The sequence below is a fragment of the Stenotrophomonas sp. Sm2128 genome, assembly GCF_030985535.1.
Taxonomy (GTDB): domain Bacteria; phylum Pseudomonadota; class Gammaproteobacteria; order Xanthomonadales; family Xanthomonadaceae; genus Stenotrophomonas; species Stenotrophomonas maltophilia.
The window spans coordinates 1-11,996 of sequence record NZ_JAPTFQ010000004.1 but is presented as its reverse complement, the minus strand read 5'-3'; the positions used below and the strand labels follow the sequence as shown (position 1 = coordinate 11,996).

The window sequence follows — 11,996 nt, the reverse complement described above, 5'->3', positions numbered from 1 at the left end:
ATTGGCGACGTGACGCAGGTGTGGTTGGATACGACTTAATCCCCTCCGTCCCCTTTTTCGCATGAACCTTGTTGATCGCTTTCTGTCTGGCCTGATCCCACGCCTGCCTGCCGACGATGCCCCGCAATGGGCTCACGTCCAGGGCGCCAGCGCAGAAGACCTGCAGCGCCTGCGCATGCAATGGCCGCAGGTGCCTGACAGCCTGGTGGAACTGTTGTCCCGCGTCGATGGCACCCACTTCCGCGAGTACCCCGGCGGCGGGGTCTGCGTGCTGATGCTCGGGTCGGACGTGGAAGACGGCGGCTATCCGTACTACCTGCGCTCGGTCGCGCAGATCTTCGAGGACCAGCAGCAATGGGACGACAGCATCCGTTCCATCTACGAAGAGTGGCTGGATGACGAGCCGGAGATTCTTGGCGACGGTATTGATGCCGATGTGCCGATGAACCGCCGCCTGTGCTTCTCGCACTGCATGAACAACGGCGGCACGTCGATGCTTTACCTGGATTTCAACCCCGCACCGGGCGGCACGGTCGGTCAGGTGGTGCGCTACCTGCACGACCCGGACAGCTATGCGGTGATCGCCCCCAGCTTCGATGCGTATCTGCAGCAATTGATCGACGGCGGCTACGCGTTCATCGACGAGGAGCAGTAGATCCACGCCATGCGTGGATGAATTTCTCCGGAGGGTTGCCGGCCAGAATCCCGTTGGGGTCAGAGCCCTTTCCTGCGGAAAGGGATCCGACCCCTCAGGCGATGCCCAGCCCCGGAATCGCGCTGATGTTGTCCGGGTCGAATCCGGCCAGCTCGGCGAAATGACGGCCACGCGCCACGTAATCGCGGTACGCACCAAAGCTCGGCGCGCCCGGCGACAGCAGCACCACCCCACCCTGCACCCCCAGCGCGGCGCGCGCCAAGGCCATCGCCTCGGGCAGATCACCTGCAGCGTGCAGACCGAAGCGACCGGCATCGGCCAGCGGCTGCAGCATGGCGTGGATGCGCGGGCCGTTGCTGCCCATGGTCACGATCTCCACCGGCGGCACGTCGTGCGCCATGTGCTGCATGAAATCGGTCCAGTCCAGGCCACGGTCATGCCCGCCCACCAGCAGCGCGATGCGCTGCCCGGCGAAGCACTCCAGCGCGGCCAGGCTGGCATGCGGCGTGGTGCTGATCGAATCGTTGACGTAGGTCAGGCCATCGGCCACGCCGATGCGCTGCAGACGGTTCGGCAGCGGACGGAAGTCCTGCACCGCCGGCGCAAGCGCCGCGGCATCCAGCCCCAGCGCTTCCAGCGCGGCCAGCACCGCGCACAGGTTGCCACGGTTGTGGCGGCCCGGCAGCGGCGTGTTGCGGGTATCAAACACGGCCTGCTCACCGCGATGCACGATGTCGCCGCGCATGTGCCAGCCCTGCGGCTGGTTGAACCAGACCACCTCACTCTCGGGCAGCGACAGCGCAGCCAGGTGCGGATCGGCGGCATTGAGCACGGCGATGCGCGGTGCGGCTTCCGTCACCAGCCGCAGCTTGTCCTCGATGTAACGCTGTTCGCTGCCGTGCCAGTCCAGGTGTTCCGGGAACAGGTTCAGCACCACCGCCACCTGCGGATGGGCGCCACTGCGTGCCACCTCACCGGTCTGGTAGCTGGACAGTTCCACCGCCCAGTACTCGGGCGCGGGCTGCGGGTCCAGCACTTCCAGCAGCGGCAGGCCGATGTTGCCGACCAGGCCGGTACGGTGGCCGGCGGCACGCAGCAGGTGCGCGACCAGCGCGGTGGTGGTGCTCTTGCCCTTGGTACCGGTCACGCACACGGTGTCGTGCACGATGCCATCGTCGGCCGCGTGTTCGGCGAACCACAGCGCGGTGCCACCAATGAAGCGGGTGCCCTGCCCTTCCGCCGCCAGCGCGATTGGCTGGTAGGGGCTGATGCCGGGAGACTTGATCACCACGTCAAACGCGGCCAGCGCTTCAGCGGAAGGCTCGCCACGCACGTCCAGGGCGCCCTGCGTTTCCGCACGCGCGGCCTCGACTTCGGCCGCCGGGCAGAACAGGCTCAGCGGCAGCGTGGGCAGGCGCTCACGCAGTACCGCAAACGCGGCGCGGCCCTCACGGCCCCAGCCCCACAGCGCAACGCGCTTTCCTTCAAGCTTCGAAATCTTCACGCACCCGTTCCCACAGCGCAGCCGGAACGCGATGCTCGCCCTGCAGCTGCAGCAGCGGTGCCAGTTCCAGTTCGGCGGCATCCAGCTGCGGCTGGATCTCGTTGCAGAAGCGCTTCACCAGCACGTCTTCCTTCCACTCCGGGCGTTGCGCCAGGGTCGCCATCGCCGCACGCGATTCGCGGCCTTCGCCCACGCACTCGAACGGCTTGTGGTCCTGGAATTCCAGCAGCGCATCGAAGCCACCGGCCTGCTCGGCATCGTCCAGCAGGTTGCGGCCGAAGATGCGCACTAGGCGCGTCTTGGGCATGAACGGGGCCAGTGCCAGGAACACGAAATGGCACTTCGGGCAGACGCCGCACCAGCGGTTCACCGGGCGCTCGCCGAGGATGTGGAAGTTGCGGTTGCAGCTGGAGAAATGCGCGTCGTAGAAGTCACTCTTGGCGAACTGGCGGGCCACCGCCAGCTCGGACATCGGGCGCAGCAGCGAGTAGTACTGCAGGTCCGCCGCCACGTACTTCTGCACATGGCTGCCGAACGCCTGCTCGCAGGCCCAGCCCTTGGACCACTGATGATTCACTTCGCCGGTGCCTGGAATCTGGCTGCCGTAGCTGGCCGAGCGCTCGTTGGAGAACACCACCTGGTCCACGCCGTGCAGCAACGCGGCCAGCACCATGATCGCCGAGTTCACCACCGTCACCGGGATATGGCCGTTCCATGCGCCCTGGCGATTCAACTCGAACAGTTCAGGTGCCAGCGTGCGGCCCAGGTTCAATGTCGGCAGGCCGGTGCGCTCGGCGCACGCACGGATCAGCTGCGAGCCACCGATCCAGGTCACGGTCTCGTCCACGCCGGCACGGCGCAGCGCTTCGATGCTGACCAGCGAATCCTTGCCGCCGCCGATGGCCACCAGCGCGTGCGGCTGCAGGCCCAGCGACGCCGCCTGCACGGCCTCGCCCTGCACCGGCAACCGGAAGCGGCCGCGCAGGTTCAGGCCATTGCGGTAGGCGAATTCGCCCAGGCCGTTGAGGTAAATGGTCTCCACCAGTGCGGCGGTATCGGCATCGATGCTGTAGCTGTCGATGCTGACCGTCTCCGGCACGCCCGCCTTGTAGTAGCTGACACCGGCGATCAGATGCAGCAGCTGCAGCGCACGCTGCACGGCGGCGGCACGCGCCTCGTCCAGCACGAACGGGGCGCCCGGCACGGTGATGGTTTCCACCATCTCCGGGCCGTCATCAAAGGCATAGACCAGCCTGGCCACGCCGGTCTCCGCGGCGAATTCGCAGCGGACGAAGCGGAAGCGGGAAACCTGGTGTTTGTCGAAAGCAGTCATGGTGTATCCGGTCAGGCACGGGCCCGCGCGATGGTGCGCGGCGTGTCGGTGGGCGGGTGCAGGGCGCGCGCGGCGATCATTCGATCACGTCTTCGCGCGGCAGCATCCGCTGGTTGTAGGTGTTGGCCATCGAATAGCCGTAGGCGCCGGCATCGGCGATCAGCATCACGTCGTCCGGCGCGGTCGACACCGGCAGCTTGCGGCGCTTGCCGAACACATCGCTGGATTCGCAGATCGGGCCGACCACATCGAACGCCGCCTCGGCATACCCACCCTGGCGGCTTAGGTTCTCGATGTCGTGCCAGGCGTCGTACAGCGCCGGGCGCATCAATGCGTTCATGCCGGCATCCAGGCCGACGCGGCGCACGCCGTCCTTTTCCACCACCTGGGTGGCGTGGGTCAGCAGCACGCCGGATTCGGCCACCAGGTAGCGGCCCGGCTCGATCGCCAGGCGGAACGCCGGATGCAGCGCCTTGACCTCGGCCAGGCCCTCGGCCCAGGCATCCAGATCGAACGGCTCGTCCTCGGCGGAATACGGAATCGGCAGGCCGCCACCGATGTCGATGGTCTGCACGCTGCCGATGCGGCGGGCGAAACCGGCCAGCTCATCGCACATCAGGCGCCAGTGCTGCGCGGTCTCCACGCCGCTGCCCAGGTGCGCATGCAGGCCGACCACGCGGCTGCCCAGATCGGTGGCCGCGCGCACGAACTCGTCGACACGGGCGATCGGCAGGCCGAACTTGGACTCCTTGCCACCGGTACGGACCTTGGCGTGGTGGCCTTCGCCACGGCCCAGGTCGACGCGCAGCCACAGCTCGCGGTTGCGGAACAGGTCCGGCCAGCGCTGCAGTGCCTCGACGTTGTCGACCGTCACCGTCACGCCCAGCGCGAATGCGGCTTCGTATTCGCTGCGCGGGCAGAAGCTGGGGGTGAACAGCACGCGCTTGGGCGACAGTTCCGGCAGGTGCTGGAACACGTGCTTCAGCTCGCCATGCGACACGCATTCCAGGCCGAAGCCTTCGGCTTCCAGCAGCTGCAGGATGGCCGGGTGGCTGTTGGCCTTGATCGCGTAGTAGCGCTGGTCGATCGGCTTGATCGCGGCCAGCGCGCGGGCGCGGGCGCGCACGGTCGGCAGGTGGTAGACGTAGCGCGGCGTACCGGCATCGGCCAGCTGCAGCAGGTGCGCACGCTGGCCGCGCCACCACGGCGTGCCACGCGGGCGCACGGTGCCGGCGATCTCGCGCCAGCGCGGGCCGAACACTTCGGTCTCTTCCACCGGCATCGCGCCGCTGTCGATCAGCTCGGCGTGCAGCACCGGCAGCAGGCCATCGGCATCGGCCTCGTCGATGACGAAGGTCAGGTTCAGGTCATTGGACGACTGCGAGATCATGTGCACGCGCTCGCGGCCGAAGGTGGCCCACACGTCCGACAGCTTGTGCAGCAGCGAACGCATGCCACGGCCCACCAGGGTGATCGCCGCACACGGCACGATCACCTTCACCTTGCAGATCTGCGACAGGTCGGCCGAAAGCGCGGCCAGCACATCGGTGTTGACCAGATTCTCGGACGGGTCCAGCGACACGGTGACGTTGGTTTCGGCCGAACCGATCAGGTCCACCGACAGGCCGTGCTTCTTGAACAGATTGAACACATCGGCCAGGAAGCCGACCTGCTGCCACATGCCGATGCCTTCCATGGACACCAGCACGATGCCGTTGCGGCGGCTGATCGCCTTCACCCCCGGTACCGGCGCGGCGCTGCCGTCGATGCTGGTGCCCGGCAGTTCCGGGCGCTCGGTATCGAGGATGGCCATCGGTACGCCGGCATCGCGGCACGGCTTGATCGAGCGCGGGTGCAGCACCTTGGCGCCGGTGGTGGCGATTTCCTGCGCCTCGTAATAGTCCAGGCGGGTCAGCAGGCGCGCGTCCGGCACATCCTTCGGGTTGGCACTGAACATGCCCGGCACATCGGTCCAGATCTCCACGCGGCTGGCACCGAGCAGCGCACCGAAGTACGCCGCCGAGGTATCCGAGCCACCGCGGCCGAGGATGGCGGTACCGCCATCGGCGTGCCGCGAGATGAAGCCCTGGGTGATCAGCAGGCGGGTCGGCTGCGCGCGGAAGCGCTGCACCCATTCCGCGTCGGCGCGCCACTGGCAGTTCACCGACAGGCGCTGCGACCAGTCGCTCTGGTTCGGCTGCGGCGGCATCGCGTCCAGCCACTGGCGGGCATCCATCCAGCCCATGTCCAGGCCCGAAGCGTGCAGGTAGGCCGCACCCAGGGTGGAGGACAGCAGCTCGCCCTGGCCCAGCACTTCGGCCTGCCAGTCGAGCGGACGGGTGGCTGCACGCGCATCGTCGAGCAGGCCCTGCAGCGCGGCGAGGCGATCGGCCAGCACCTCGCGGCCCAGGCCGAGTTCAACCAGGAAGGCCTCGTGGCGTTCGACCAGCGCCGCCACGCGGTCCCGGCTGTCGGGCGCGCCATCGGCGATCGCGGTCAGTTCGTTGGTGACCCCGGACAGCGCCGACACCACCACCAGCACGCGCGAGCCGGTCTCTTCCGCGCGTTTTTTCGCCAACTTCCCGATCGTGTCCCAGCGGTGACGACGCGACACCGAGGTGCCGCCGAACTTCAGTACGATCCAACGATCGACAAGGGGGGAAGCTGACATGGATTGGCTATGTAGAATGTGGGGAAGCCGCCCTCGGGGGCGGAACCTTTGATTCTAAGCGCAATATCCCCGTAGATGGCCGTCCTCCGTTACCTGCAGCTCGATGTCTTCGCCCCCCGCCCCGGCACCGGCAACCCGTTGGGCGTCATCCTGGACGCCGACGGGCTCCCCAGCAGCCAGATGCAGGCCCTGGCCGCCTGGCTGAACCTGTCCGAGACGGTGTTCTTCCTGCGCCCCAGCACGCCGGGCGCCGACTACCACATCCGCATCTTCACCCCGACCCGCGAGCTGGCCTTCGCCGGCCACCCCAGCGTCGGCGCCGCCTGGGCGGCGGTGACCTGCGGCCTGGCGCAACCGCACGACGGTTCCCTGCTGCAGCAATGCGCGGCGGGGTTGCTGCCGGTACGGGTGAGCGGCCCGGCCGAGGCACTGCAGATCCAGCTGGCCAGCCCACCGGCGCGGCAACTGGACACAGCGGCCGACGGAGCGCCCGAAGCGCTGCTGGCGCTGGCCGACAGCGGGCACGTGCCCGAACTATGGGACAACGGCGCACGCTGGTGGCTGTTGCCGCTGCGCGACGCCGCCGCCGTACGCAACCTTGTGCCGGACATGGCCACGCTGGCCGACTGGAGCCTCGCCACCGACGCGACCGGTGTGGCCGTGTTCGCCGACGAGGCCGGCGACGACCACACCCGGGTGGTGCGCGCCTTCTGCCCCGCTGATGCAGCCGCCGTGCCCGAGGATCCAGTGACAGGCAGCGCCAATGCGCTGATCGGTGCCTGGCTGCGCCAGCGCAATGCCCTGCCCGGCCGCGAGGGCCGCTACGTCGCCAGCCAGGGCCGCGAAGTCGGCCGCGATGGTCGCGTACAGGTCGAGGTTGATGCGCAGGGCACGGTGTGGATCGGCGGCCAGGTGCAGTGCGTGATCGACGGCAGCATCCATTGGTAGCACCGGGCCACGCACGGCGAATGCCGCGCACGGTCGCCGGGCATGGCCCGGCGCTACCGTATCCCCTCTCGTTTTACGGAGTTTGCCCCCTATGACCACCCGCCGTTTCCTGCAGCTGGACGTGTTCTCCCCGCGCGCCGGCGCTGGCAATCCGCTGGCCGTGGTACTCGATGCCGAGGGCCTGGACGACGCCAGCATGCAGGCCATCGCGCGCTGGACGCGCCTGCCCGAAACCACCTTCGTGTTCCCGCCGCAGGTGCCGGGCGCCAGCTATCGATTGCGCATGTTCAGCCCGCAGAAGGAAGTACCGTTCGCGGGCCACCCCAGCGTCGGCACCGCGCATGCGGTGCTGCAGGCGGGCCTGGCCGCAGCGGTCGACGGCGTGCTGGTGCAGGACGGCATTGCCGGCGCGCTGCCGCTGCGCGTCAGCGGTGAGGGTACGCAGCAGCGCATCGCCATCCGCACCCCGCGCGCGCAGCTGGCCGAAACCGCTGAGGCCACCGATCCGCGCCTGCAGGCCGCGCTGAAGGACTGGCCGCTGGGCACACTGCCGCCGGCACGCATGCAGGGCGGCCGCAGCTGGTGGGTGGTGCAGGTGGCCGACGAGGCCGCATTGCGCGCGCTGCAGCCAGACTGGGATGCAGTGGCCGCACTGGCTGAATCCACCGACAGCATGGGCGTGTTCGCCTATGCCTTCAGCGATGGCAGCGAGGGTTTCGACCTGGCCGTACGTGCCTTCGTCGGCAATGGACGCCGCTTCGAGGACGCCGCCTCGGGTGCGGCCAATGCGGTGCTGGCCGCGTGGCTGGACCTGCGTGACGCGCTGCCGCGTGGACGGACGCCGTTTGAAGTCAGCCAGGGCCGCGAAGTCGGCCATGACGCGCGCCTGACCCTGCTGATCGACCAGGACGGCGAGGTCTGGTCGGGCGGCCAGGTGCAGACGGTGATCAGCGGCACCATCGATTGGTAAACACCATCGAGGTGGAGCCGAAGGCAGCGGCAGGAGCCGCTGCCAACGTCGGACGCGACGGCCCGGAGGGTGGCGGCCAGGAAGGCCGCCATAACGCTGGCCGGCTGTTACCTGGACCTCGACATCATGCGGTTGCCGGCCAGCGGCCGGCACTACCCTCAGCCCAGCTCGGCTTCCAGGGTGATCGGCACCGCGCTCAGCGCCTTGGACACCGGGCAGTTCTGCTTGGCGTCATCGGCAATCGCACGGAACTGCGTCGCGTCGATACCCGGCACCACTGCCTTCACCTTCAGCCGGATCTGCGACAGCTGCGGGCCGCCCTCCAATGACAGATCGACCTTGGCTTCGGTATCCAGCGAGGTCGGGGTAAAGCCGGCTTCGCCGAGCTTGGCCGACAGCGCCATGGTGAAGCAACCGGCGTGCGCAGCAGCGATGAGCTCTTCCGGATTGGTGCCCTTTTCGTCGCCGAAACGGCTGTTGAAGCCGTAGCGTGTCTTGTCCAGCAGCCCGCTCTGCGGCGTGCTCAGCTGCCCCTTGCCCGACTTCAGATCGCCTTCCCAGTGCGCGGTGGCGTGTCGCGAGATTCCCATGTGCTGCTCCTGCGTGACGGTGATGAACGGTCACCCTCGCACGGGAGGCGTTAGCCCTGCGTCGCTCCGCCGCACGCCGCAGGTCGCCTTCCGAACCCGGCGCGTGGACACTTTCTCACCAGCCGGAAACGCATTTTTCTCTTGTTTTCAGTGGTTTCGCGCATTCCGCTGATGGGCGGGCGTGGGCCGTAGCGCGCGCTGCCACACCCCCGTCCCCCACTGCGCGCCATGTACTGAATCGGCCTGGATATGAAAAAACATGCACTTTCCGCGCTTCGGGCTATTGGCGGCGCCCAAGAGTTGCCCTACATTGCGCTTGCCGACGGGGTTCGGCGCCGACCAAACAACCAACCGTTCACGGAACAGGAAACCATGGCAAAGACCGCTAAGAAGGCTGCCCCGAAGAAGGCAGTGAAGAAAGTCGCGACGAAGGCAGCCGCCAAGCCGGCCGCTCCGAAGCCGATCAAGGAAGTGCTGACCAAGTCCGGCCTGGTTGCACACATCGCTGAAGCCTCCGGCGTCGTCGCCAAGGACGTCCGCGCTGTGCTGGCCTCGCTGGAAAGCGCCGTTGCCTCCTCGGTGCACAAGAAGGGCGCTGGCTCCTTCACCCTGCCGGGCCTGCTGAAGATCACCACCGTCAATGTGCCGGCCAAGCCGAAGCGCAAGGGCATCAACCCGTTCACCAAGGAAGAGCAGTGGTTCGCTGCCAAGCCGGCCACCACCAAGCTGAAGGTGCGTCCGCTGAAGAAGCTGAAGGACGCCGCGCTGTAAGCGCGCGCCCCAACGCGGATTCCGACGGGACGGCTCTGGCCGTCCCGTTTTCTTTTGCACGTTCCCGGCAGCAGGTCCACGCCACGCGTGGATGCGCTGCCCCGGGGCATCCGCAACACAGCGTTGCCGCATACTGGAAAATCCCCGTTCAAGCCCGTCGCCATTAGCCATGCGCGGCCTGAGCAGGCCCCGGAACGTACCGGGTGGAACACTGCGTGCAGCCCCGGCCATCGCCGCCGGGCACGGCCTTGCCTAAGGTGGGCACATCCTCCACAGCTACGGCGAGCATCCCCTCATGGCCAGCCCCTCCACCCGCTACCGGATCTCGGTGACCCCCATCGAAAAGGACGGGTTGCAGTGCACCGGGCGCTGCACCATCGAACTGGAACATCGCGCCAGCCGCGACCTGATGCGCCTGCTGGAAGCGGCGCCACGCACCGCTGGCATCAGCGGTGATGAACGCGCGACCCTGGTGATTGCCACCCAGCTGCTGCGCGACATCGTGCAGCGCCACGCAGAGACCGATGGACATGCGTTGGCCGCCATCGCCGGGCAGGTGCTGCCGGCACTGGATGCGCTGGAGCAGTTGCCCTCCTCCCGCTGATTCCCGCGCAGCCGATACACTGTCTCCCCCACATCGCCTCGGGGAGGAGGCATGCGCAGGACGCTTTTCCTGATCGTGCCCCTGACGCTGCTCGGCTGCTCCAGGCCTGCGGCAGCGCCCGATGTTGCGCCAGCGCCGGCTGTCGCCAGCGCCGGAACGCAGGGCATCGCCGGCACCGAAGCGGCGTCCCTGCAGACACCGGCGATCGATCCGCTGTTTGCTGCGGTCTCTGCCGACGCCCAACCACCATCGGTGATGCTCAACCGCTACGTGATCGCGCTGCTCAACCGCAACCGCAGCGCCAGCGACGCGGCATGGGCGATTCCACCGGCCGACCCGCACCGCGCAGATGACGCTGCCATACGCCAGCTGCAGGGCGTGCGTACGCTGCGGCTGGACAGCGAGCCCCCGGTGGCACGCGACGGCCAGCATCCTCCCCAGCTGCTGGAGGTGCCGGTGCGGATCCGCGCGGTCACCACCCAAGGGACCTTCCGCTTCGGCGGCTGGTACCGCGTGCAGCCCAGTGCTGATGGCCGCGGCTGGCAGATCCAGTCGGCGCAACTGCGGCCAACGCTGGACTGAACCGTTGCAGCGGCATGCACGCGCGATTCAGCCGTCCCGGCTACTCTTTCCTCCATCCTTTCCCAGTCCAGCGGTCACCGCCATGCGCCTGCGTTCCCTGATGACCCGCGTCGCCGCCTCCACCGTGCTGATCGCCGCCGCGATCGGCGCGCAGGCCGCCCCATCCATTTCCGGCCGCGAACTGTCGGTCGGCGCCAGCGATGTGCAGCAGTATCTCGATGGCAGCTTCCCGCGCACCCAGGACGCGCTGGGCGGACTGATCGCCCTCACCATGAGCCACCCCCAGCTGAGCCTCCCGGCCGGCGAGCGCTTGAATCTTGGCATGGACGTGGCACTGGCCACTGCCGGTGGCAATCCGGCCAAACTGGGTACGGTGAAGCTCAGCAGCGGCCTGCGCTACGACGCGCAGACCCAGGGGTTCCACCTGCAGCAGCCGAGCGTGGATGACTTCATCCCGGCCAACCAGGGCGGTCGTCTCGACTCCCGTACCCGCGGCCTGCTAAACGCCTGGCTGAGCGACTACGCCCAGCGGGAGCCGATCTACAAGCTGGACCCGGCCGTGGCCGGCATGCTTGGCGCGCTGCAGGTGCAGTCGGCACAGGTGAAGAACGGCAAGCTGGTGGTCACCTTCAACCAGAACCTGGGCAACCTGGTGCCGGCAGGCGTGCTGGGCAAGTAAGGTGGTGCCGGCCAGCGGCCGGCACTACCGGCAGCGCATCAGGCGGCAAGTGCCTTGACCACCGCCTCGCTGAAAGCTGGGATGTCGTCCGGCTTGCGGCTGGTGATCACGTTGCCGTCGACCACGACCTCGGCATCGCGCCAGTTCGCCCCCGCATTGGTCAGATCCTGCTGCAGGGACGGCCAGGACGTCAGCTCGCGGCCATCGGCGAGGCCACTGTTGATCAGCAGCCACGGGCCATGGCAGATCGCCGCCACAGGCTTGCCGGCTTCGTCTACTGCGCGGACGAAGCCGAGTACAGCCTCGTCGGTACGCAGCGTGTCCGGATTGATGACCCCTCCCGGCAGCACCAGGGCATCGAAGCTGGCCGGATCGGCCTCATCCAGCGGAATATCCACTGCAACGGCGTCGCCCCAGTCCTTCTCTTTCCAGCCCTTGATCGTCGCCTCCTTTGCAGGCGACACGACGCTGACGCGCGCGCCTTCGGCTTCCAGCAGACGCTTGGGTTCGGTCAGTTCGGACTGTTCAAAGCCGTGGGTGGCAAGGATGGCAATCTGCTTGCCCTTCAATCGTTCTGCCATGGGTGCACTCCGGTTGGGGGTGCCGACAGAATGGAAGAACGGCCCTTGCACGGCGGTGACCCTGCCGTGCACGGCAGGTGGAGAGCCTCCGGGTGGTGGCGGGGGGGG

At 67.9% G+C, this 11,996-nt stretch carries 12 protein-coding genes; 7 read left to right on the top strand and 5 right to left on the bottom strand.

Annotated elements, in window-relative coordinates:
- The first annotated feature begins 61 nt into the window (after positions 1 to 61).
- The gene (locus O0K41_RS02255; RefSeq protein ID WP_149500777.1) at positions 62 to 655 is read left to right on the top strand and encodes an SMI1/KNR4 family protein; all 594 of its coding nucleotides are present in this window, start codon (positions 62 to 64) and stop codon (positions 653 to 655) included.
- Positions 656 to 749: 94 nt separating this feature from the next.
- Here O0K41_RS02255 and murD read toward each other — a convergent pair whose 3' ends face one another.
- From murD to O0K41_RS02240, 3 genes are all read right to left on the bottom strand, one after another.
- Positions 750 to 2,159, bottom strand: coding sequence for a UDP-N-acetylmuramoyl-L-alanine--D-glutamate ligase (murD, locus tag O0K41_RS02250; protein WP_164221487.1), 1,410 nt, complete (start codon positions 2,157 to 2,159; stop codon positions 750 to 752).
- Positions 2,140 to 3,492, bottom strand: a complete 1,353-nt coding sequence (gene murL / locus O0K41_RS02245; RefSeq protein ID WP_164221489.1) for a UDP-N-acetyl-alpha-D-muramoyl-L-alanyl-L-glutamate epimerase — start codon at positions 3,490 to 3,492, stop codon at positions 2,140 to 2,142. Before murL ends, murD begins: the two co-directional genes overlap by 20 nt.
- 76 nt (positions 3,493 to 3,568) lie before the next feature.
- Entirely contained in the window at positions 3,569 to 6,163 is a 2,595-nt protein-coding gene (locus O0K41_RS02240; protein WP_005412537.1) for a bifunctional aspartate kinase/diaminopimelate decarboxylase, read from the bottom strand.
- Between the two features lie 75 nt (positions 6,164 to 6,238).
- Here O0K41_RS02240 and O0K41_RS02235 point away from each other — a divergent pair, with 75 nt between their 5' ends.
- Both O0K41_RS02235 and O0K41_RS02230 read left to right on the top strand, forming a co-directional pair.
- Positions 6,239 to 7,111 (top strand): PhzF family phenazine biosynthesis protein, encoded by an 873-nt coding sequence (locus O0K41_RS02235; RefSeq protein ID WP_099605395.1) that lies wholly within the window; start codon positions 6,239 to 6,241, stop codon positions 7,109 to 7,111.
- A gap of 91 nt (positions 7,112 to 7,202) precedes the next feature.
- Entirely contained in the window at positions 7,203 to 8,081 is an 879-nt protein-coding gene (locus tag O0K41_RS02230; RefSeq protein WP_164221491.1) for a PhzF family phenazine biosynthesis protein, read from the top strand.
- A gap of 158 nt (positions 8,082 to 8,239) precedes the next feature.
- Here the strand turns inward: O0K41_RS02230 and O0K41_RS02225 are convergent, their stop codons facing one another.
- Positions 8,240 to 8,671 (bottom strand): OsmC family protein, encoded by a 432-nt coding sequence (locus O0K41_RS02225; RefSeq protein WP_164221493.1) that lies wholly within the window; start codon positions 8,669 to 8,671, stop codon positions 8,240 to 8,242.
- 372 nt (positions 8,672 to 9,043) lie between these two features.
- Between O0K41_RS02225 and O0K41_RS02220 the strand changes: the two genes are divergently transcribed.
- From O0K41_RS02220 to O0K41_RS02205, 4 genes are all read left to right on the top strand, one after another.
- A complete protein-coding gene (locus tag O0K41_RS02220) occupies positions 9,044 to 9,442 on the top strand; it encodes an HU family DNA-binding protein (protein ID WP_005408442.1) in 399 nt (132 codons plus the stop codon).
- A 295-nt stretch (positions 9,443 to 9,737) separates the two neighbouring features.
- A complete protein-coding gene (locus O0K41_RS02215; RefSeq protein WP_005408441.1) occupies positions 9,738 to 10,046 on the top strand; it encodes a DUF3861 family protein in 309 nt (102 codons plus the stop codon).
- Positions 10,047 to 10,097: 51 nt separating this feature from the next.
- On the top strand, positions 10,098 to 10,628 hold the full coding sequence (locus O0K41_RS02210; RefSeq protein ID WP_088436887.1) for a hypothetical protein: 531 nt from the start codon (positions 10,098 to 10,100) through the stop codon (positions 10,626 to 10,628).
- Between the two features lie 82 nt (positions 10,629 to 10,710).
- Positions 10,711 to 11,307 (top strand): DUF1439 domain-containing protein, encoded by a 597-nt coding sequence (locus tag O0K41_RS02205; protein WP_123958290.1) that lies wholly within the window; start codon positions 10,711 to 10,713, stop codon positions 11,305 to 11,307.
- A gap of 38 nt (positions 11,308 to 11,345) precedes the next feature.
- On the opposite strand, the gene O0K41_RS02200 is transcribed toward O0K41_RS02205, so the two are convergent.
- Entirely contained in the window at positions 11,346 to 11,888 is a 543-nt protein-coding gene (locus tag O0K41_RS02200) for a type 1 glutamine amidotransferase domain-containing protein (protein ID WP_033835569.1), read from the bottom strand.
- Between the last annotated feature and the right edge of the window lie 108 nt (positions 11,889 to 11,996).

What these genes read in the sequence shown, in the direction of transcription:
- O0K41_RS02230 (WP_164221491.1), top strand. Translation starts at nt 7,203, where the DNA reads ATGACCACCCGCCGTTTCCTGCAGCTGGACGTGTTCTCCCCGCGCGCC.
- murL (WP_164221489.1), bottom strand. Translation starts at nt 3,492, where the DNA reads ATGACTGCTTTCGACAAACACCAGGTTTCCCGCTTCCGCTTCGTCCGC.
- O0K41_RS02220 (WP_005408442.1), top strand. Translation starts at nt 9,044, where the DNA reads ATGGCAAAGACCGCTAAGAAGGCTGCCCCGAAGAAGGCAGTGAAGAAA.
- O0K41_RS02235 (WP_099605395.1), top strand. Translation starts at nt 6,239, where the DNA reads ATGGCCGTCCTCCGTTACCTGCAGCTCGATGTCTTCGCCCCCCGCCCC.
- O0K41_RS02210 (WP_088436887.1), top strand. Translation starts at nt 10,098, where the DNA reads ATGCGCAGGACGCTTTTCCTGATCGTGCCCCTGACGCTGCTCGGCTGC.
- O0K41_RS02240 (WP_005412537.1), bottom strand. Translation starts at nt 6,163, where the DNA reads ATGTCAGCTTCCCCCCTTGTCGATCGTTGGATCGTACTGAAGTTCGGC.
- O0K41_RS02225 (WP_164221493.1), bottom strand. Translation starts at nt 8,671, where the DNA reads ATGGGAATCTCGCGACACGCCACCGCGCACTGGGAAGGCGATCTGAAG.
- O0K41_RS02215 (WP_005408441.1), top strand. Translation starts at nt 9,738, where the DNA reads ATGGCCAGCCCCTCCACCCGCTACCGGATCTCGGTGACCCCCATCGAA.
- O0K41_RS02200 (WP_033835569.1), bottom strand. Translation starts at nt 11,888, where the DNA reads ATGGCAGAACGATTGAAGGGCAAGCAGATTGCCATCCTTGCCACCCAC.
- O0K41_RS02255 (WP_149500777.1), top strand. Translation starts at nt 62, where the DNA reads ATGAACCTTGTTGATCGCTTTCTGTCTGGCCTGATCCCACGCCTGCCT.
- O0K41_RS02205 (WP_123958290.1), top strand. Translation starts at nt 10,711, where the DNA reads ATGCGCCTGCGTTCCCTGATGACCCGCGTCGCCGCCTCCACCGTGCTG.